Annotated in this window: 22 protein-coding genes and 2 riboswitches; of the genes, 6 read left to right on the top strand and 16 right to left on the bottom strand. The window is 40.1% G+C overall.

Translation table 11 applies throughout. The annotated features are described in order from the left end of the window. The first annotated feature begins 86 nt into the window (after nucleotides 1–86). Nucleotides 87–1,586, top strand: a complete 1,500-nt coding sequence (locus MHH31_RS06565; protein ID WP_008346092.1) for an ATP-binding protein — start codon at nucleotides 87–89, stop codon at nucleotides 1,584–1,586. A gap of 51 nt (nucleotides 1,587–1,637) precedes the next feature. Here MHH31_RS06565 and MHH31_RS06560 read toward each other — a convergent pair whose 3' ends face one another. The 6 genes from MHH31_RS06560 to MHH31_RS06535 all read right to left on the bottom strand — a co-directional run bounded on the left by MHH31_RS06560 (nucleotide 1,638) and on the right by MHH31_RS06535 (nucleotide 6,674). After that, on the bottom strand, nucleotides 1,638–1,880 hold the full coding sequence (locus tag MHH31_RS06560; RefSeq protein ID WP_024719647.1) for an aspartyl-phosphate phosphatase Spo0E family protein: 243 nt from the start codon (nucleotides 1,878–1,880) through the stop codon (nucleotides 1,638–1,640). 301 nt (nucleotides 1,881–2,181) lie between these two features. Then, nucleotides 2,182–2,712, bottom strand: coding sequence for a cupin domain-containing protein (locus tag MHH31_RS06555; RefSeq protein WP_024719646.1), 531 nt, complete (start codon nucleotides 2,710–2,712; stop codon nucleotides 2,182–2,184). A gap of 16 nt (nucleotides 2,713–2,728) precedes the next feature. Further along, entirely contained in the window at nucleotides 2,729–3,361 is a 633-nt protein-coding gene (locus MHH31_RS06550; protein WP_342495394.1) for a methylthioribulose 1-phosphate dehydratase, read from the bottom strand. Then, nucleotides 3,325–4,020 carry a 2-hydroxy-3-keto-5-methylthiopentenyl-1-phosphate phosphatase gene (locus MHH31_RS06545; protein ID WP_017367123.1) on the bottom strand — a complete coding sequence of 232 codons (696 nt, stop codon included), beginning with the start codon at nucleotides 4,018–4,020 and terminating at the stop codon, nucleotides 3,325–3,327. Before MHH31_RS06545 ends, MHH31_RS06550 begins: the two co-directional genes overlap by 37 nt. Next, complete coding sequence (gene mtnW / locus MHH31_RS06540; protein WP_061418797.1) at nucleotides 4,021–5,238, bottom strand: 2,3-diketo-5-methylthiopentyl-1-phosphate enolase; 1,218 nt, start codon at nucleotides 5,236–5,238, stop codon at nucleotides 4,021–4,023. It abuts the gene before it with no gap. 99 nt (nucleotides 5,239–5,337) lie between these two features. Then, nucleotides 5,338–5,439, bottom strand: a riboswitch (SAM riboswitch). Between the two features lie 44 nt (nucleotides 5,440–5,483). Next, nucleotides 5,484–6,674, bottom strand: a complete 1,191-nt coding sequence (locus MHH31_RS06535; protein ID WP_039169151.1) for a pyridoxal phosphate-dependent aminotransferase — start codon at nucleotides 6,672–6,674, stop codon at nucleotides 5,484–5,486. Between the two features lie 163 nt (nucleotides 6,675–6,837). After that, a riboswitch (SAM riboswitch) is annotated at nucleotides 6,838–6,997 on the top strand. A gap of 79 nt (nucleotides 6,998–7,076) precedes the next feature. On the opposite strand from MHH31_RS06535, the gene mtnK reads away from it, so the two are divergent. Then, on the top strand, nucleotides 7,077–8,270 hold the full coding sequence (mtnK, locus tag MHH31_RS06530; protein ID WP_110487286.1) for an S-methyl-5-thioribose kinase: 1,194 nt from the start codon (nucleotides 7,077–7,079) through the stop codon (nucleotides 8,268–8,270). 6 nt (nucleotides 8,271–8,276) lie between these two features. Then, the gene (gene mtnA, locus MHH31_RS06525) at nucleotides 8,277–9,338 is read left to right on the top strand and encodes an S-methyl-5-thioribose-1-phosphate isomerase (RefSeq protein ID WP_017367119.1); all 1,062 of its coding nucleotides are present in this window, start codon (nucleotides 8,277–8,279) and stop codon (nucleotides 9,336–9,338) included. A 24-nt stretch (nucleotides 9,339–9,362) separates the two neighbouring features. Here the strand turns inward: mtnA and MHH31_RS06520 are convergent, their stop codons facing one another. From MHH31_RS06520 to MHH31_RS06510, 3 genes are all read right to left on the bottom strand, one after another. Continuing rightward, nucleotides 9,363–9,497: a hypothetical protein gene (locus tag MHH31_RS06520; RefSeq protein ID WP_017359454.1), complete on the bottom strand. Its 135-nt coding sequence runs from the start codon at nucleotides 9,495–9,497 to the stop codon at nucleotides 9,363–9,365. An 89-nt stretch (nucleotides 9,498–9,586) separates the two neighbouring features. Next, entirely contained in the window at nucleotides 9,587–10,078 is a 492-nt protein-coding gene (locus MHH31_RS06515; protein ID WP_058337424.1) for a methylated-DNA--[protein]-cysteine S-methyltransferase, read from the bottom strand. Between the two features lies 1 nt (nucleotide 10,079). Beyond that, nucleotides 10,080–12,275, bottom strand: coding sequence for a PAS domain S-box protein (locus MHH31_RS06510; RefSeq protein WP_342495393.1), 2,196 nt, complete (start codon nucleotides 12,273–12,275; stop codon nucleotides 10,080–10,082). A 293-nt stretch (nucleotides 12,276–12,568) separates the two neighbouring features. Between MHH31_RS06510 and MHH31_RS06505 the strand changes: the two genes are divergently transcribed. Then, nucleotides 12,569–13,588 carry an acyltransferase family protein gene (locus MHH31_RS06505; protein ID WP_007498757.1) on the top strand — a complete coding sequence of 340 codons (1,020 nt, stop codon included), beginning with the start codon at nucleotides 12,569–12,571 and terminating at the stop codon, nucleotides 13,586–13,588. A gap of 33 nt (nucleotides 13,589–13,621) precedes the next feature. On the opposite strand, the gene MHH31_RS06500 is transcribed toward MHH31_RS06505, so the two are convergent. The 5 genes from MHH31_RS06500 to htpX form a co-directional block, all read right to left on the bottom strand. Beyond that, nucleotides 13,622–13,804 (bottom strand): hypothetical protein, encoded by a 183-nt coding sequence (locus tag MHH31_RS06500; protein ID WP_008346122.1) that lies wholly within the window; start codon nucleotides 13,802–13,804, stop codon nucleotides 13,622–13,624. Then, nucleotides 13,797–13,961 carry a hypothetical protein gene (locus MHH31_RS06495; RefSeq protein WP_217967280.1) on the bottom strand — a complete coding sequence of 55 codons (165 nt, stop codon included), beginning with the start codon at nucleotides 13,959–13,961 and terminating at the stop codon, nucleotides 13,797–13,799. The genes MHH31_RS06500 and MHH31_RS06495 overlap by 8 nt, the downstream gene beginning before the upstream one ends. Next, nucleotides 13,958–14,485 carry a YetF domain-containing protein gene (locus MHH31_RS06490; RefSeq protein ID WP_008346127.1) on the bottom strand — a complete coding sequence of 176 codons (528 nt, stop codon included), beginning with the start codon at nucleotides 14,483–14,485 and terminating at the stop codon, nucleotides 13,958–13,960. The genes MHH31_RS06495 and MHH31_RS06490 overlap by 4 nt, the downstream gene beginning before the upstream one ends. Before the next feature lie 301 nt (nucleotides 14,486–14,786). Further along, the gene (locus tag MHH31_RS06485) at nucleotides 14,787–16,133 is read right to left on the bottom strand and encodes a TrkH family potassium uptake protein (RefSeq protein ID WP_007498761.1); all 1,347 of its coding nucleotides are present in this window, start codon (nucleotides 16,131–16,133) and stop codon (nucleotides 14,787–14,789) included. 143 nt (nucleotides 16,134–16,276) lie between these two features. Continuing rightward, entirely contained in the window at nucleotides 16,277–17,176 is a 900-nt protein-coding gene (htpX, locus tag MHH31_RS06480) for a protease HtpX (protein WP_008346130.1), read from the bottom strand. Between the two features lie 280 nt (nucleotides 17,177–17,456). Here htpX and MHH31_RS06475 point away from each other — a divergent pair, with 280 nt between their 5' ends. Both MHH31_RS06475 and MHH31_RS06470 read left to right on the top strand, forming a co-directional pair. Then, a complete protein-coding gene (locus tag MHH31_RS06475) occupies nucleotides 17,457–18,173 on the top strand; it encodes a DUF1836 domain-containing protein (RefSeq protein WP_024719639.1) in 717 nt (238 codons plus the stop codon). A gap of 124 nt (nucleotides 18,174–18,297) precedes the next feature. Next, nucleotides 18,298–18,492, top strand: coding sequence for an alpha/beta-type small acid-soluble spore protein (locus MHH31_RS06470; protein WP_008346135.1), 195 nt, complete (start codon nucleotides 18,298–18,300; stop codon nucleotides 18,490–18,492). Between the two features lie 39 nt (nucleotides 18,493–18,531). Here MHH31_RS06470 and MHH31_RS06465 read toward each other — a convergent pair whose 3' ends face one another. Together MHH31_RS06465 and sigI are read right to left on the bottom strand one after the other, a co-directional pair. Continuing rightward, nucleotides 18,532–19,725 carry an anti-sigma factor domain-containing protein gene (locus MHH31_RS06465; RefSeq protein WP_342495392.1) on the bottom strand — a complete coding sequence of 398 codons (1,194 nt, stop codon included), beginning with the start codon at nucleotides 19,723–19,725 and terminating at the stop codon, nucleotides 18,532–18,534. After that, entirely contained in the window at nucleotides 19,722–20,477 is a 756-nt protein-coding gene (gene sigI, locus MHH31_RS06460) for an RNA polymerase sigma factor SigI (RefSeq protein WP_008346139.1), read from the bottom strand. The genes MHH31_RS06465 and sigI overlap by 4 nt, the downstream gene beginning before the upstream one ends. Nucleotides 20,478–20,584: the final 107 nt, after the last annotated feature.

The following is a 20,584-nucleotide window of genomic DNA, read 5'->3' as shown; positions in this document are numbered from 1 at the left end:
TTTTTAAAAATCTCACAAGTCATCGTAATAAAGATAGGTTCAATGCTATAATAAGTCTATTAGGTAATACGTTGGAGCGATGAATCATGAGTATACTGAAAGGGTTTTGGAAGAAGATCAAGCTTTACCTTATTTTGGTCGTGATTCCAACCCTCATCATTAGTTATTTTATCTACGAAAAAGAAACTGAGAAAATTGATGTAAAAAACAAACAAACCGCTACACTTATGTTAAATATTCACAAAAACCAAATGAATTATTTAATCAGTGAAACAGAAGCAAGATTAACTTCCCTTGCCATGGGATTTGACCAGCCGCTTGAAACGAAAAGAGTACAAAACATCCTAGAGAAAATCTATAAACAAGAACCTCGTTTTTCAGGCCTGTATCTCCTAGACCAAAAAGGAAATGTCACAGCCAGCACCACACCATTAAAGGAAAAAATCAACCTGTCATTTAGAGATTACTTTAAACGTATTCAAGTCACAAAACAGACCGTCATCACAGATAACTATGTAAGCCGCATTACTAAGCAGCGGATTCTCTCCATTTGTGTCCCTGTTTTGAATGAAAACGACGAAGTCACGGATGTGCTAGTCGCTGCGATTCAAATTGATTATTTAAGAAATATTATGAATGTATTAAACCCAGAGCTTCATTTTAAGATGCTGAATCAAAATGGAGACGTTGTGTTTACAAGTGGTCCACAGCCAGCATCTGAAAGTGATAGCACCGTGTCTACATATTTAGATGAAAACAGCTGGAAGCTGGAGGTTTTTCCGCAGCGTGCGACAACAAGTGAAGTCCTGTCTGTGATGCTGTTTCCTTTATCCAGTGCGTTTATTCTCTTAAATATCTTATTCACACTCGTCCAATATATCATTTTAAGACGACAAACCCAGCAGGAACGCCACCAAAATGAAGCACAAAAACTTGAACTCATTGGAACACTTGCGGCAAGTACAGCGCATGAAATTCGCAATCCATTAACAGGCATTAGCGGGTTTATTCAACTTTTGCAAAAGAAGTATCGTTCAGAAGAGGATCAGCTTTATTTTTCTGTCATCGAGGAAGAAATTAAACGGATTAACCAAATCGTCAGTGAGTTTCTTGTGCTAGGAAAACCAACGGCTGAAAAGTGGCAAAATAATTCTGTGAAAGAAATTGTGAGTGAGATCATGCCCATTGTATTTTCTGAGGCGAACCTTTATAATGTCGAGGTTGATTTGCAAATCAATACCATTCAAGATGTTGGCGTGTATTGCACGAAGGATCACATTAAACAAGTGGTATTGAATGTAGCGAAAAACTCGTTAGAAGCGATGCCAAATGGCGGTCATTTGAAGATTGTCATTGAGGCTGAAAAAGAACAGGTCATCATAAAAGTGAAAGATACAGGTGAAGGTATACCAGAAGAGATGCTGAAACATATCTTCCTCCCTTTTATTACGTCGAAGGAAAAAGGAACAGGTCTTGGGCTTGTTGTGTGTAAACGAATCATTTCGATGTATGGGGGGACAATCGATATCGAGAGCGAAGTGAATAAAGGAACAACCGTGATCATCATGCTCCCTTCTGCACACTAATAGCTGAAGCATTCATCCGGTTTTGCTAATGGCAAGACCGGTTTTTTGATGTCAATAAGAAGGACGATTGACAGAAAGGAGACTCATTTGTGATACAAGATCATGAAAGGAAGCAACAGATTGTTGTTCATGAAAAAGAAGAGACTGATACTCATTCATCAGGTTGTCCAGTTCTTGACTATATTTAATTGTCGTCTCACCTGTATAGCCTTCTACTTGAGCAGCTTCTACCATTTGTCTTCTCTTTTCATCAATTGACATTAATAGCTGTTCTTTCCGTACATAAATATTCATGATCTCAGCTCCCGCTATGAATTCGTCTGTCTAAGCTCTAAATGATCCGACACCAAAATTATACTTTATTTGTAAATTAAATTAAATATGCTTATTTTATTTAATTTTTTACAGCCTAAAGACCTTTTACCCAATGAATTCTGGGGGTAAACTTCAAAATTGGACAGGACTGACACATTGATTAAACAGAATTTTATCCTATGCAGAAGACCAAAATCAACTATTTTCTCTCTCATTTTATGTCTATTTTCCTAAAAAAAAGCTGATCTTCCGCCTCATGCGAAATGATCAGCTCCCACTATTAAACCGTTTCTTCTTCGTAAATTGGCACCCAGCCCTCAGTTGTGACAAATATGCGAACTGCGACGACTTGACGATCTTCTTGAAGTGTAAAGTAGTGACGAATATTCGGGGGCACAGAAATTAAATCACCTGGATTCAGTCTCACATCAAAAAAGACGCCGTCTTTGCCTTGAATGGCAAAGATTCCATGACCGCTCACGATAAATCTGACTTCATCATCCGTATGATGATGCTCACGTTTAAAGTTTTGAAGCAGTTCATCCAGGTTAGGGGTCGCATCTGATAATGAAATCACATCCTGCGCTTTGTATCCTCTTCGCTCGGAAATACTCTTTATTTCCTCTTGAAACACAGTTAAAATTTCTTCCTTTTCATCATCTGTTAAATCGTACTTTTCTGATAACTGTTTTGGTAGTTTTTCAATATCCCAATGTTCATAAATGACCCCTTGCTGTTCTAAATACGCCTGGACCTCTTGTTCGTTCTCAAGTAACGTGTTCTCTTCATTATGAATGTAAATGGTCGCCATGTGTTTTTCCTCCTTTTTATTTAACAAGCTGCTTTTGATAAAGCGCTACTTTCAAATGATAGGTAAATAAAAATTCATAAGCCTCTAAGACTCGTTTGGCTTCAAATGCGCTTTTCCCCCAAACGGTGATGCCATGATTACGAATGAGTACAGCACCAGCATCGTCCGTCAGGTGCACTGCAAATTGCTCTGCAAGGTGCGGAATATGAGCTGGGTTTTCAATAATAGGAACAGCAACTTCTGCATCCTCTTCCCAATAACCAAGCGCTTTAATGATTTCGTTACCTTTAAAACGAACTTCTCCTTTATCGCCATACAGCTCAGAAATGACATTGTTATCGATCGTGTGGACGTGAAGACAACATCCTGCTTTCGTCCGCTCATAAACGTATGTGTGAAGCAGTGTTTCAGCTGATGGCCTGAGCGGCTGATTCGGATGAACCGGCTGACCTGCTGCATCAACAAGAACAAAATCTTCATCGGTTTCTTTTCTTTTATCTTTGCCGCTTGCCGTCACCAAAAACGTGATGGGATCATCCGACACTTTTATCGATAAATTGCCGCTTGTTCCGTAAAACCAGTCTCTTTGTGCCAATTCACGTTTGACGTCTGCTAGTTCCTTCCAGCGTTTACTCTTCTCGTCTGCCATTCCTTCACTTCCTTTATTTGATCAAATTGCGCTTTTAGATCAACAAATGTTTCATACTCTTTATGTACGAGCCCTAGCTCTTTACATTCGTTCAGTAAATAATCACGCGCAAACGTGAGATCCGCATGTTTCGCTGCCTCAATATCAGTCACTGAATCACCAATCATGATAATAAAATCATCTTCCTGCGTCAGCTCTCGAATAATGGAAGGCTTGCAGCAGCCACAGCCATTTTGGCATTCTGAATCACAGGCATGCGGCCATTCAATTTGAATATGATCTTCTTTAAATGATGCATGGTTACAATAAATATTCTCTTGTTCGACAATCCCTTCAAGGATAGGATAGACAAAAAAGTCCATACCGCCGCTGAGTACATAGAAAGGAATATCTGCTTTTTTGACATCATCGACAAACTGTTCAAATCCTTCACGAATCTCTGTATCCTCTAAAATAAATGACCGAATGGCTTCTTTCTGATCACTCGTCAGTAACTGAAACATCTGCCCGACGCCTTCTTGGATCGTGATCTCTTTTGCTAGAACACCATCCTTCCATTTCGTCCATTCTTTCGGAGCAAACTGCTTCATGATGCGAATGATATTATCATTTTTCGTAATCGTGCCATCAAAATCACAACATACAATTGGTTTTTTCATTTATTCTGCTACCCTTCCCCAAAGATCAAGTGCTGCTTGTAAGTCTTGACAAGTTGATGCTTTTTCTTCGATAGACTCTTTTTTGACCACCGCATCAATGATCGAACGAAAGGCTTTCCCTCCTCCAATTGCTCCCCGCGGATGTCCGTGAATTCCCCCGCCTGCATTAATGACATGATCAAGTCCAAAATCTTTGATTAAGATCGGCACCATTCCCGGGTGAATGCCTGCTGAAGGAACAGGAAATGTTTGTTGAACTGTATCCTCTTTCACACATGCTTCGAAAATGCCAATGGCATCTTTTTTCGGAAGGGCGACTGATCCATAAGGAGAGGGAAAAAGACTTAAATCAGCGCCAGCATATCGATTTAATTTGCCTAAAAGAAGAGAATGCGAGAATCCATAGTCTGGAGATGATGTCATTGCACCGCTCACTGCCGGATGTGCCATGATCGGCAATGGGATCTCTGGATCTTCAGCCAAGCTTTGCATGACATCAAGTCCATAGGCAAAAACGTTGAATAAAAGCGCATCAGCCCCGAGTTCGGCTGCCTTTCTTGCTCGATCTTTCAAATCAAAAGTTCTACCAGTTAAATTAACAGCATAAAGCGTGCGATGTCCTGTCTCTTCATATGTTTCTTTTAATATCTTTTTTCCTTCCTTGATTCGATCTTCAAAAGGGGCTAATGGGCTTTCAAATAAAATCTCATCATCTTTGATGAAGTCTACTCCACCTAAAGCCTGTAAGCGGAGCTGTTCTTTTAAATCCTCCATATCACGACCGATCACGCCTTTAAATATACTCATCAATAGCGGCCGATCAAACACGCCTACTTTCTTTCGTATCCCCTCAATGCCAAATACCGGTCCTGGCAGACAGCTTTTAAACCTTTCCGAAAATTCGATATCGACGAGCTTTACTTTCCCATCCAGTGAAAGCTTTCCAAAAATCGTCGTCAACACCGCTGGTATATCAGCTGAAAAGTTCGCCTCAGGATAAGCAATGGTCACCTCTGTTTGATACAGACCACCATTTGCGGGAGACTGTTCTTTTACGCTCACCACACGTCCTTTATGTTTTTTCAGCTGCTCCTTTTTGAGCTGCGGCAAGTCCGTCCATGACCCGACCGTTAACCCAAGTGCGATCTGCTCTGCTTTTCGGTCTATTTGTTCATCCTCTCGATGTGTTAGTACGTATGTTGCCAGTAGTTCACTCACTAGGAATCCCCTTTCGATTGCGTCCTGTATATGGTCAATAAAAAAACCTCTTTAAGTGCTTGATCAGCGCGTTAAAGAGGTTTCGTCTCATTCATCCGAATCTTATCTCTCAGCGCTTGCTGCAAGAATTAGCACCGTGCTTCATGGAAGTCGGTTGCCGGGCTTCATTGGGCTAGTCCCTCTGCCTACTCTTGATAAGAATATTCAATTTTCTTAAATATTGCCTGAATTATCGCACCATTTTTTTACGTTGTCAATGGCTTTTTTTCAAATAACTGCAAGGCAGCGATACGATCAGCTGCTTCCTTTAGCCGCTCCTCACTTGTTAAAAGTCCGACTCTGACGTAGCCTTCACCGTGAGCACCAAAGCCATTCCCGGGTGCCACAACAACATGTGCTTTTTCTAATAATACATCAGAAAAAGTTTCAGATGTATACCCTTCAGGCACCTTTAACCAAGCAAAAAACGAGCCCTTTGGCGCACTAACGTCCCAGCCAATCTCTTTGCATGCAGCAATCCAAGTGTTTCGTCTTTTTTCGTACCGATCATTTTGTACTTGTACGCACGTTTGATCGCTTAAAAGTGCTTCTGCTGCTGCATCTTGAGTTGCTTTAAACAGTGACACAAACAGGTGATCCTGATAAAGCTCAATGGCTTCGATAACAGAGGCATTCCCTGCTGCAAAACCGACTCTCCAACCAGCCATATTATACGTTTTGGACAATGTATAGATTTCAATACCGGTCTCTTTTGCTCCGTCTATTTGCAGGAAACTAAGGGGCTTTTCGCCGTCAAATCCTATGCCGCCATATGCAAAATCATGGACAACACACATCTTATTTTCACTCGCAAACGCAACAGTATCTTCAAAAAATGTCCGGGTTGCAGTCGCACCAGTCGGATTATTTGGGTAATTTAAGTACATCAATTTTGCTTGATTCTTATCTTCCTCAGACAGTTGGTGGTAGTCAGGCAAAAAGTTATTTTGTTCAAGAAGAGGCATTGTGACCATGCGAGCTCCGGCAAGCACAGCGCCTGACCAGTAATCAGGATATCCTGGGTCTGGAACAAGCAGCGTATCACCTGGATTCAGTAAGCATTGCGGCAATTCGACTAGTCCCGCTTTCCCTCCAAATAAGATGGCAATCTCTGTCTTTGGGTCAAGCGTGACGCCATATTCTCTTTCATAAAAAGCAGCTGCAGCTTTTTTTAGTTTCGCTGTCCCGCGGAATGAGGAGTATTGATGATTTTCAGGTTTTGCTACCGCTTCCTGCATCGCTTTCACAATATGTGGAGGAGTGGGCTGATCAGGATTTCCTTGACCTAAATTAATCACATCTGCCCCTTCCTGCACTTTTTTCTGTACTTTTTGTACAAGCGACGCAAAAAATTGTTTCGGTAAATGTTTCAATACATCCGATTGCTGGAATTCCATTTTTTCACCTTCTATTCAAGTTACGTGACAATACAATCACTGTAATGGATTGTTTTATGAATTGTAAAGCAATTTTGAAAAAAGATTGACATGTGAACTGTAGCTCTGATAATATCTAGAATTAAGAAATGCAAGCAGACATGAAACAATTACATATTGATTTCTCTTATCGAGAGTTGGGCGAGGGATTTGGCCTTTTGACCCCAACAGCAACCGACCGTTAATACCACTGTGAAGTGGGGCGCAGCAAGTACAGCGCCAAGACAATTGTCTTATAGGGCACGGTGCTAATTCCATCAGACGTATGTGCTGAGAGATAAGAGAGGCTTCGAGCATACACGCCATCAAGCCTCTTTCTCTCAGGAGAAAGAGGCTTTTTTATATGATTTGGAGGGGAAACAATTGGTTACACTTACGGCATCATATGAAGAATTAACAGAAAGTTCGGCAGTTGCACTTGCCATTAGACTTGGATTGATTCAGGAGAGCAGTCATTTAACATGCACTGAAATCGGTGACGGAAATTTAAATTACGTCTTTCATATTTATGATCACAAACAAGCAAAAGGACTGATTATCAAGCAGGCCCTTCCTTACGCAAAAGTCGTTGGAGAAAGCTGGCCGCTGACATTAGATCGTGCAAGAATTGAAAGTGCAGCACTCATCAAGCAATCAGAGTATGCACCACATCTCGTACCAACCGTCTATTATTCGGATACAGCTCTTGCTGTCACAGCAATGGAAGATCTATCACACCTTGAAATCGTCAGAAAAGGGCTAATTGCCGGAAAACATTATCCGTATTTATCAGATCATGTCGGAGAATTTTTAGGCAAAACACTATTTTACACGTCTGACTTTGCCACAAATCCTAAAATCAAAAAACAATTCGTGAAGCAGTTTACGAACCCTGATCTTTGTGACATTACAGAAAAACTCGTCTTCACAGATCCTTTCTTTGACAGCGAAACGAATGACTTCGAAGAGGAATTAAGAGAAGAAGCACAAGCACTATGGGCTGATCTTGAACTGCAAGCAAAAGCAGCCGAATTGAAACGGATCTTCTTAACCTCTGCTGAAACACTGGTACATGGAGATCTTCATACAGGCAGTATTTTTGCAAACGAAACGGAAACGAAAATCATTGATCCAGAGTTCGCTTTTTACGGTCCTTTCGGATTCGATATCGGTCACTTTATTGCCAATCTGTTCATAAATGCTTTATCTCATGAGAATGAGCAGGATCAGCAGCACCTTTTTGATCATGTCGTCAATGTGTGGACAACATTCAAAGAAGTGTTCACAAAAGCATGGAAAGAAGACAGTATTGAAGCGTTTAGTGTATCGGACAGCTTTTTAGAAACAACGTTTGACCGTATTTTAAAAGAAGCCACCGGCTTTGCTGGCTGTGAGCTTGTTCGCCGAACCATCGGTCTTGCGCATGCGGCTGATCTCGATGCGATTCCATCACATTCTAGAAGGCTTCAGCAGAAAAAAGCAGCACTTACACTAGGAAAAACATTCATCAAACAATATCAAGCAGTGGAAACAGCGTCTGACCTCGTCGCATTATTCCAGCAAACTGTAAAGGAGTGACGAGTTTTGTCTAAAGAATTTGAAGTTCCCCGTTCCGTCGAATGGGAAGAAAACCGTATCAACATTTTGAATCAGCAAAAATTACCCGCTGAAACCGTGTTTGAGCATTTATATACAAAAGAAGATGTGTATGATGCCATTGTGACACTAAAAGTACGCGGAGCACCTGCTATTGGCATTACAGCGGCTTTTGGGCTCGCACTCAGTGCACAAGAGATTGATACAGAAGACATTGATCTCTTTAAGCGAGAAGTCGCTCGCCTGAAAGAATATTTAAACAGTGCTCGTCCAACCGCTGTGAATCTTGCCTGGGCATTAGACCGGCTTTATCAGCGCATTGAGCGTGCTGCTTCGGTGAATGCAGCCAAAACTGATCTTGTCCATGAAGCCATTCAAATTCAAATCGAAGATGAAGAAACATGCCGGCAAATCGGTCAAAATGCTCTTCAGCTCTTTAAATCTGGTGATCGAATTATGACCATTTGCAACGCAGGCTCCATTGCCACAAGCCGGTACGGAACAGCGCTTGCACCCTTTTATTTAGCGAAAAAGAAAAACCTCGATCTTCACATTTACGCATGTGAAACACGTCCTGTCCTTCAAGGCGCTCGTCTGACGACATGGGAATTGATGCAGGGTGGCGTAGATGTGACGCTTATCACGGATAATATGGCAGCCCATACGATGAAAGAAAAACAAATTTCTGCCGTTATTGTTGGTGCAGATCGAATCGCTAGAAACGGTGATACAGCAAATAAAATTGGAACGTTAAGTCTGGCTATTTTAGCTAAACACTTTCAAATTCCATTTTTTGTGGCTGCGCCTCTTTCGACCTTTGATGTGTCAACTCAGGATGGGTCAGATATTCCGATTGAAGAACGCGACCCACAGGAAGTAAAGGAATTAAACGGCATCCAAATTGCGCCTCCTGACGTGCAGGTATTTAACCCTGCCTTTGATGTCACTCCTCATCATCTCATTTCCGGGATCATTACAGAAAAAGGCATTATCACTTCCAACTATACAGAAGAGATTGATGCACTATTCACCGAAAGCGTGTCACTTTAATCAAACAAAAGCGCGGAGTTCTTATCATTTAAGAGCACCGCGCTTTTTTGTTTCGTTCGTTTTTGCTAATATTTCTTTTTTCTGTTCTTCTGTCAACACGTTCATTTTGACACATAGTGATGTGACGGCGTACATTTTATCTTTTTTGCCCCATAACATGTTAGCAGCCTCCTTTTTCCCTAGACCAACTTTTTTAGCTTAATAAAAGGATATGTCGCTCACTAAACATTTGGAACAGGTCAATTCATTTATTTTTGAACAAATGGGATGCCTTCTAATTCTAATAAGATCGCTTTCATCCCTGTCTTCGTCCCTGCATAACCAGTCAGAGTCCTGTCTTTTCCAATGACCCGGTGACACGGGATAAAAATAGGCAATGCATTGCGTCTATTAGCTTGTCCAATGGCTCTGACAGCCTTTGGATTGCCGATCGCTTCTGCAATATCAGCATAGCTTTTTGATTCACCATACGGAATAGTAGAAAGTGCCTCCCACACTTGCTCTTGAAACGGAGAGCCTGCTTGCTTGAGCGGGAGATCGAACACTTTCCGATCGCCCTTAAAATATTCATCCAGCTGTTTTTTCGCTTCTTTTAATACAGGCGTGTCTTCTTGTTTAAAACGGTCTCTCTGCTCTTTGACCAAAAACGATTCATCATCAAACTTCACTTCAATGATGGCACCATCTTTCTCTAGTATATATAATGCCCCGATTGGTGCGGTATAGACTGTATAATACACATTAAAGCTCCTCTTCTTGTTTCTGCTGCCGGAGTGGAAGCGTGAGATGGAACACTGTTCCGACCCCTTCTTCACTCTCTACTTCAATGGTTCCTTGATGCTCTTCAATAATTTTATAACTAACCATTAACCCAAGTCCAGTGCCTCTTTCTTTTGTTGTATAAAATGGTTCTCCGAGACGCTTTAGTTTATCCTCTGTCATGCCGCAGCCTTCATCACGAAGAGAAATCACAATGTGCTCCTCCCCCTTCCTTTGAATGCTCACGTATACATTTCCTTTCTGAGGCATTACTTCAATCGCATTTTTTAAAATGTTAATAAAGACTTGCTTCAATTGATTTTGTTCACAGTAGATGAGCGGAATATCATCGAGCACATCTAAATGCATTTGTACATTGCCAAGATTGGCCTGTGCGTGAAGAAGGTCCATCGTGTCTTTGACAATTTGCACGACATTTTTTTCTTCATAGATGATGGCCTGCGGTTTCGCTAAAATCAAAAATTCTGTAATGATGGATTCGATTCTTTTTAGCTCTGATGTGATGACATTAAAATAGAGCGAATACTCCCCTTCAATGTTTCCTTTGAGCAGCTGAATGAAACCTTTTAAAGCCGTCATTGGATTTCTAATTTCATGGGCAATTCCAGCGGCAAGCTCTCCGACAACATGAAGCGTATCCGATTTTCTTACCCGCTCCTCTAATTCCTTGCGCTCAGTCACATCTCTAAAGATGGCCAAATTCATGTTATGAATAATATTTCGTTTAAAAGAAAACTCCAAAATACGTTGATCTGGATGGTTCAGCACAAATGGAACTTCATTGTCCATCTCGTCTAATGACATCGCCTGAGCTGGCTGTGCCAAATTTTCAATTTGATATGGCGCAAGGATATGAAAAAGGTTCATTTCCGTTAAGTGATCATCTTTGAGGCCAAGCAGTTCACTTGCGGATGGATTCACATCAATAATCCGGTATTGATTATCGAAAAGAACAATGCCATCCATAGAGCCATTAAATACTTTACGGAATTTGAGCTCACTTTCTCGCAGCTCCTCTTCCATTCGCTTTCTGTCACTGACATTCCGTAGAATGGTTAAGTGCTGCCCTTCTAATACCGCATGCTTAGAGGTGAACTCAAGCTCTTTGAATTGGCCATTCGCCATTCTAAAGAGGAGTTCTTCTCTGATTTCAAGATTCCTTATATACCGTCTTCTTGTCGGCCGGTATCTGCGATCAGATTTGACTAGAAAATCCATGAGTTTCTTGCCAATCAGCTGATGCATCGGTAATTCAAAAATTCGGCAGGCTGATTCATTTGCCCTGACAATTTCTCCATCATCCGCCCAAATGATGATGGCATCCATCGCATTTTCGAATATTTCTCTAAAACGTTCTTCACTTTTTAGCAGCTTTTCTTCCATTAATCTTTTTTCTGTAATATCACGCATGATGGACATGTAAAAACCACTCATCACATTGGATGTGATGGTCAGTTCGAATAATTTGTGCTGCCCAGATTGAAGGGTAACAGGAAGTTCTCCCTTTGCTTTCCCTGTTTCTTTCAATGAAGTTAAGAGCTGCTGGAGCGCTGGAAGGTTTTCTTCTTCAACAAATTCATTTAAGTAGCGGTCTGTTAAATCTGTTTTTTGAAGTTCAAAGCTCTGGCAAAAAGAGTGATTGGCGTCAATCATACAACCATCCTGATCAAAAATGACCATACCGTCAATCGCTCGATCAAATAAATCTTTAAACAGCTGCTCATTCATCGAACGTTCTCGCTCTAATATTTTCTTTGAAGAAATATCACGCATGACGACAATATATTGTTGATTCACCACGTCGTGCTCCGCCACAAATTCAATATATTTTGTCTCTCCATTTTCAAGTTGAATGGAGATCTCTCTTTTTAACGTTCCTTTTCTAAAAAAAATCTCAAGCGAGCAGTCAATTTTGTTTTTCGGGATGCCGTATAGGAAATCTAGAACGGATTTATTGAGGAGGTCTTCTTTCGGTGTTTGTACAAGCCTGCATGTCGCTTCATTGGCTTGGATAATGTTGAGGTGCTGATCAAATATAAAAATCGCATCTAACGTCTTATTTAACAGCATTTTGTGCTGTATCAATTCATTTCGCAAATATTCGTTCTCTTTTTCTAATTTTCTGATATTTTTCGCACCATCGAGCGTTTCAGTCATTCTCTTACACTCCTTTTCCAGCCTCATTCCTCTACAATATTTCTACAAGATTTTCATTGTTCCTTCATTCGACTCATAAAAAAAGAGAACTTTTTACACGAGGCTTGCTTCATTTGTTTCATTTGGATGACACGATTGTATAACGATTCTCTTTTCTTACGCTTCTTTTACAACCGTTCTACAATTTCACATCAAATAGCGAAATGAGCCAATTTGTATTTTAAAATGGGGCAAATGAGGGAACAGTGCACTTAGAACGTTTATGTTCGAAAAGAAGCAGGAAAGGTGATGTTATGACGTCAACGAGAGACAGTTATTTTGATAATGCAAAATTTCTTCTGATTTTTCTAGTTGTTTTTGGTCATTTGTTACGGTCATTCATACATGATAATGACTGGATACTCTACTTATATAAATTTATTTATACATTCCATATGCCCGCTTTTATATTGGTGTCTGGCTTCTTTGCCAAAGGTTTTAGAAAACCAGGTTTTATGAAAAAAGTCGCAGTTAAGCTGATCATCCCATATTTGATTTTTCAGGTCATCTATTCTGTGTATTATTATTTCTTACAGGATCAAAGCATCTCTAACTTAAATCCGATTGATCCGCAATGGTCTTTATGGTTTTTAATCAGTTTATTCTTTTGGAACTTACTACTCATTCCTTTTTCAAAACTGCCATTCCACTGGGCAATGATTGTTAGTTTATCGATGGCGTTACTTGTCGGTTACGTGGACAGCATTAGCGATACACTCAGCCTATCTCGTACGTTTGTCTTTTTGCCGATGTTTTTAGCTGGCTTTTATTTAAAAAAGCAGCACTTTGAATTTATCCGAACAAGCAAAGGGAAACTGACTGCACTTCTTGTACTGATGGCCGTGTTCATGTTTTGCTATTTTTATGAATTCGATTATTCCTTTTTATTTGGGTCACAATCGTACGCTTCTCTTGGAGATGAAGGACTCATTGCAGCTATGAAACGAATGGCATGGTATTTACTTGCATTTGCTGCTACCTTTAGTTTCTTTGCATTAGTCCCTACACGCCGGTTCTTCTTTACCAAATGGGGCACAAGAACGTTATATGTCTATTTACTTCACGGCTTTGTGATTAAGCTTTTAAGAACGACTTGGTTTGATGATTGGGCTCTAAATACGGCAAGTGTATTGATTCTATTGCTGCTTACGGTCCTCTTAACCTTTACCTTATCTAGCACATTTGTTAAAACTGTTGCACAACCAGTCATCGAGCTCAAAATGACCAGTCTGATGCGAACCATTACTGGCAGACAAAACAGTTATATTAAATAGAAAAAACGATCTCTCAGGATCGTTTTTTTCTATTTATTTTTTGTTTTTCTGTTCAGTGTGACATTCATCGTTTTTTTTAGGCTTCATTAAGGTATCAATCCATTTACTGCTGTTTATATCTCCTAGCTCGCTGCCAAATTCCTCTTCCAAGATATCGGGGTTCATCGGTTTTTTATGGTCTTTCATATCTTTACTTTTCACATGTTTTTTAGTCACGAGATGCTCCCCCCTGTTTACCTTGATGAGAATTTCGGTTCGCTTGGCGGTCTTCTGATTGCTCGTCAAATTGTGTTTGTCCTTGATCGTGTACCATGCTTTCTGTAGGCGTCATATTATTCGTGAGTGCTTCATTTTTTGCTGTTTTTCTTTTCATTTGTCATCATTCCTTTTTAACATGTTTAGTTCTTCGCTCAATTGATCAAACAGCTCTTTCATTTGTTTGACTGTCACTGGTTTTTCCTCAGGCTTTAACTCATATCCAATTTGCCCATTCGCTTCTAGTGTTGCTTTTTTGAGACTGCAAATGTCTGTGATGCCCTGCTGCTTTAAGCGCATTTTGAATTGATCCCTTGTCAGCCGCGTTTTTTTCAGCTTGTGTTCAAGCATTTCCCCATCCTCTAAAATCACCACAGACTTCCCTGAAACCAATTTTTCAAAAAAATCAAATTGGATCGACAGCTTTTCCATAATCACAAGCGCCACAATAAAAATGGCGGCCGCATAAATGGTTTCAAGTAAATTATGCTCAATAAAGGGTTGGATAATAATCGATCCAATCGAAATCATGATGACTGTCTGTTGAACCGTTAATTGACTAATGGATTTAGGCCCTGCTATTCTCAGCAGCAAAGTACCAACGAGCAGCATTACAATTGCTTTCCATAACACATCCAGCACGTCTCTTTCACCTCTTACCTATAGATTGCGAACATCCTTTGTGATTTAGCCAGTTATATAATGGAAATAAAAAAACCAGCATTCAGTAGGAATGCTGGTCTGATTGTCGACAAAGAGTTAAAATGATCGTTATTTTAACTCTTTGTCTTCTTTTCAGCGTGATAGAAAACCTTTGCAGCCCTAGGAAGGGCGAGTACTGGCGCGGAGCGAATGTCACATTCGTGAGCACCAGCACGCAGGACTGACAAAGAATGCGAGGGTTTGTCTACACGCTGAAACCAGCATTCAGTAGGAATGCTGGTTAGCCGATGATCACACGCTCTTTCGGATAATGATAATTCGCTTCACTTTCCCGGCGGCCAATTAAATACAAGAAGCTTGGAATTCCAATCCGTCCTATAAACATGACGACCATAATAATACACTTACCAAATACGGACAAGTCAGACGTAATTCCGAGCGACAGTCCCGTTGTTCCGAAGGCAGAACAAACTTCAAATAAAGTTTCAAGAAGTGTATGATGGTCTGATAAAGTTAACAGAAACGTAGCACCAAACACTAAAATAAAGGCCATCATCGTCACCATGAGGGATTTATTAATATCCGCTTGATGAAGCTCTCTTTTAAAGATTTTAATGGACTTATTCCCTCTCGCAAAATGAAACAAAGCAAGTAAATTAAGGGCAAACGTGGTTGTCCGTATTCCGCCCCCTACCGAGCTTGGAGATGCCCCGATAAACATCAACAAACATAAAAATAACAGTGTCGGCTCTGTCAATTGCGTAATATCTAATGTCGAAAGCCCGCCACTTCTGGTAGCTGTTGATTGAAACAAAGAATAAAACAAGATTTCATGCCAGCTCTTCCCTAGAAAAGTGAACCGGGCTTCAAGTGCATAAATCCCAATTGCCCCAACGACAACAAGGAGGCCAAACGTGATTGTTGTAATTTTCGTAAACAATGAAAACGATGCATGTTTTCGGTCTTGATTGAATAAATAATCCTTTACTTCGACAAGTACCGGAAAGCCAATAGCGCCAAAAATGATGAGCAGCATCGTGATAAATTGGACGAAATAGTCATCTTTATAAGGAATTAACGAATTCCCAGTAATATCAAAGCCTCCATTGGTTGTGGCACTGATACTAGAGAAAAATCCGTGTAAAAAAGCGCCTTGCACATCGTAATACTTTAGAAAATACATACTTAAAATCAGACCACCTACAAACTCAATCAGCAAGATTAAATATAAGACCTGCTTCATGAGTTTTACAATACCTGATAAGTTGCTCTGGTTTTGGTCTGCCATAATTAATTTTCTTTCTTTAATGCCGATCCTTTTTCGCATAACCAGCCAGACGAATGTACCAAGGGTCATAATGCCGATACCCCCGATTTGCAAAACAAATGCAAGGATCCACATCCCGGTCACACTAAATGTTTGTGACGTATCGACAACAGTCAGACCCGTGACACTGACAGCACTCACAGCTGTAAACAGCGCATCAATAAATGTCCATTTGACTCCTTCTTGGTGAGCCACTGGTAGACTGAGTAGAATGAACGACACGGTCACAGCAAGAAAATAATAAAGGGCAATCAACTGAAAAGCCGACAGCCGGTCGATTAGTTTTTTCATTGGATTCATGGTTATTCCTTCTTTTATCTTTCTTTTCGAATACTATATCATTTTAATGAAAAGAAAAAAGATTTTAAAGGTATTTTGTGCTTTATTTACTTTTTCATCAAAAAGAAAAAGACATCCTTACGCAGAATGTCTTTTGATCTTTCTTATTTTGCTTCTAGTCTTCTAATTCTTTCGTTTAAATCAGGGTGTGTTGAGAAAAGAGAAGCTTTTCTTTTACCACTGATTTTCAGTGTAGCAACAGCTGCTTGATCATCATCTTTGATTCTTGATGTATACGCCTCTAGTGAACGAAGCGCATGAATCATTTTATCTTTTCCTGCAAGGTCCGCACCGCCGCGGTCTGCATGGAATTCACGATGTCTAGAGTAAGCAAATACGACAAGGCTTCCTAAGATAGAGAAAATAATTTGGAAGACGATCACAGCGATAAAGTGAACAATCGGCACAAGCTCTTCACGTGGAACGAAACGGCTTGCGATCCATGCCGCAATTCTTGAAAGGAAGACAACAAACGTGTTGACGATTCCTTGAAGTAACGTCATTGTAACCATGTCACCGTTCGCTACGTGAGCGACTTCGTGAGCGATAACCCCTTCAACTGCTGCATCATCCATTTCATGAAGCAATCCAGTTGATACGGCAACAAGCGATCTTCTTTTAGAAGGACCTGTCGCAAATGCATTTACTTCAGATGATTGGTAAATACCGACCTCAGGCATTTTAGAAAGGCCTGCTGCTCTTGATAGTCTGTGAACGCGGTCAACAAGCTGCTGCTCATCATATGTTAATGAATCCTTTTCTGGATTTAACACACGCACACCCATCATCATTTTTGCCATCCAGCGAGACATCGCTAGTGACATAAACGAGCCTACAAAACCAACAACTGCACTGAATACAAGAAGATAAAGGATATTAAGTCTTCCGTCTGCTCCTATATAAGAACCAACACCAGTTGCTGCACTAATAACCGATAGGACAATACCAATCGTAGTGATAACAAGAATGTTCGTTAATATAAACAGAAATATTCTTTTACCCATACATAACCTCCGCTGTCATATTAAGTTCATTTGAACTTATTAATAAAATTATAAAAATAAACGTCTCAAATTGCAAGGAAAAAGGAATCGTTTTACTATGTTTATCATACTGGCTAAAACCTCGTCATTTCAATGATTACGCTACTTGCATCCGCAAACAAGTGAACAAATTGTGACGCATCGGTCCTATTTTAGTTTATTTTGCATTTTCATTAAAAAGAGATTATGATGTTGAATTAGATCAATAATCACGTTTTTGACGTACAAAATGAGGTGGAACATGGTGACTTTTAAATTAACGAGAATTGACATGACGAGACTTCTGTATTCTCTAAAAGGCGAGGGAGATCTGACTCCGCTTCAGCTTTTGAATTTATCTGTAAAAAGCGATAAGGAACATGAATATGATGAATTAAAAATCCCTTCGTTTTTTGAAAAACTCGAACGGCGGAAGCAAAAATCAGAGCACGGGCTTTCAACGAACGAAATCGTTGAGCTTGGCAACTTGTGTGAGTTGACTTCACTTAAATCGACAGCCATTCAAAACTGGATCAAGCGCGATATTAAAGATATGATCGGCCATCCAGAGCTTGGCAAGAAGTACTCCATTGATCAAGTCGTTATTTTATTAATTGTCCGGGATTTAAAATCAGTATTTGATTTTGATGCTATTCGTACGATCTTATCTGCCTTATTTAATACGATCACAGATCGAACGGATGATATTATCAGCCCCATCCGTTTTTATGAAGCATATGCGCACGTCCTTGATTTTATTTATCACCATACACATTTTCCATTAAAGGAAACGAATTTACGAGAAATGACTGAAGAGCAGACGGACAAGCTACACGAAGAGTTTACAGAATTGACGAAGCCGCAATGGCATTTGATTAAAGGCATTATCAGTTCTACCGTTTTCTCCGTTTTCACTTCTCACTTGCAAAGCACAGCGCAAGAAATGATGTTTAATACGCTTCAGCTGAAAAAGGCTTAAAACTGAGCCCGAGGTGACCTTCATCACCTCGGCTTTTTTGTGCAGCAATTGCCAGCATAATTGCAGGCTGTTTTTTTCAAAATAAGAAGGCGCAACAAACATGAGGTGAAAGGAGGAATATGTGATGGCAAATCGAAATCAACTTCTTGTTCCTGGAGTAGAACAAGCTTTAGATCAATTTAAATACGAGATCGCTCAAGAATTTGGCGTGAATCTCGGTTCAGATACAGTCGCACGTTCAAACGGTTCTGTTGGCGGCGAGATGACAAAAAGACTCGTACAGCAGGCGCAATCTCAAATGGGCCATTCAACTAAATAAAGACATGGTGAAATACGCCGGATCTATTCTGGCGTTTTTTTACTGTTCATATGTAGGCTCATCCCGGTTTTCACGGTATGAGGGCGATGTGTTGTTTCCTTTTTGTTTGACGCCATCTCTGTTACGTTCGCCGTACGGACGATTCTGACCACTGTCGTTTTTTTTTACATGCTTTTCAGCATCACCACGTGATGTGCCATTTGGATGTTTTTTTTCATCTGGATCAGTTGAGTGATTTTTTTTTTGCTCTTTGTCTTTTTCAAAAGAGCGATCCTTTTCTTCTTTTCCCTTTTTCTCTTTGTTGTCAAGATTAGGGCTTGTTTGGTGAGGCTTTTGAACAGCTCCTTGCTCTTCCCTCTCAACTTCCTTCTGCTCTTTGTCTTCGCCTTCAGGAGCCTCTTTATCCGGCTGCATCTCATCGCTATCGTCTGTCTTTATGTCTTCTTTTTTGTCTTCGTCTTTTTGATCTTCATCAGCATTTTTCGGCTCTTCTTCTTTGACAGCCTCGTCATCTGCTGGATCTTCATCATCTTTTTTAACGTCCTCTTGTTCGTTGTCTTGCATTTCTTGATTTCTAATATAAGTTCCTGTTGAAATGCCTGCTTTTTGTGCCTTTTCTCTTGTTTCCAGGTCACCTTCCACAGTTTCCAGCTTATAATTGCGCTTTTGATATTCCCCCGAGATGGTGCTGATTTTACTTTTTACGTTTGTTTTGTATGTATGATCCTGCTTGTTTTCATAAACAGTTGAAATATAAATGCTTTTAGAGTGGTTCACGTATCCTTTTTTATCACAATCATCGATGATTTCCTGCACGACTTTGGTCATGTCGTTTTTTTCTAAATCTTTCATACTGGCCAGTACTTGCTTCGCATCTTTATTCAGCGGAGTGACACCGATCACTTGATAATTGTGATCGAGTTTCAGCTCAAAGCTTGGGTTAATGTCAATCGTCATATATGCATATGCTTTTTGACTTGAGAAAGATGGCATCATAGTGAAAATCACGACAATAATTGCTGCAATTGATAGAATTCCTGCATTTAACGGACGTAAACGAAGCAGGTCAAAAAAACCGGCTCTTTTTCTTTCGAGACGTGATTCATTCGGAAACGTCACTTCTTGACCGATTTCATAGTCTTGCTGTTCATACTTTGTCCGCAGAAATTGTCCATCAGGGGTCAGCAGTGTGACATATTTTTTGTTTTTCTCTACTATAATGCCTCTTCTCATGAATTAAGCACCCCTTTAAGGTAATCTTTCAAATACACATAATCACCTGTCATAATGATCGCCATCGCAATAATATATTTTCTATTTCTCTCAATCGTTTTGCGGCTGACTTCCACTAGCTTTTCCAGCTGTTTGACTGGCAATTGTTTTTTCTGAAATAAAATGGTTCTCAGTTCATCGTGCTTAACGAGTGTATGGGCCACTTTAATGGCATTTTGTCTCGCATCCGCATGCTTTGGTGAATGCTCAAGCAGTTCTTGAAACGTAAGACCATATACTTTCAATCGTTCTTTAAAATGTTCAATCTCTTCTCTTCTATGTTCTTGTTCAATTAAACGCCTATATTCATTTGCAGAAAGCTCTGCTTCAATCATGCTTTGTGAGTATTCGCCATTCTCACTTTCTTGAAGGTCCATTTGAACCGTTGGCGCGTTTCTTGCTTCTTTTCGAATATAATCGATTACTTTTCTTTTAATAATTAACTCCGCAAATGCAAGGAGTGAGTTGCCTTTTTCGGCAGAGTATTTTTCTATCGCTTCATTAAAGGCAATTAAGCCTACGCTGAATTCATCATCTTTTTCATCTATATATCGTTTACAAACGGATGAAACCGTCTTAGCGACAAATGGTTTGTATTGCTCTATTAATGCATTTTGCAGCTCGGTATCACCCTGTTGGATGTTGATTGCCGACTGCTCTAATGTTTGCTTTTTCTTTCCCTTTTTAAACAAAAGGCTAAGCAATGGTTTCACCTCAGTTCTCCCTATATTACTCATTTATGATAGCTAATTTATGAGGGAAGCGCAAAGGAAGAAATGAGGAATTCATTTCCTGTTACTCAATTGTGACATGTATTTCT

This window comes from Bacillus sp. FSL K6-1033, from assembly GCF_038630765.1.
GTDB classification, from domain to species: domain Bacteria; phylum Bacillota; class Bacilli; order Bacillales; family Bacillaceae; genus Bacillus; species Bacillus altitudinis.
The sequence above is the reverse complement of the archived record's forward strand: the minus strand, read 5'-3'. Positions and strand labels throughout refer to the sequence as shown.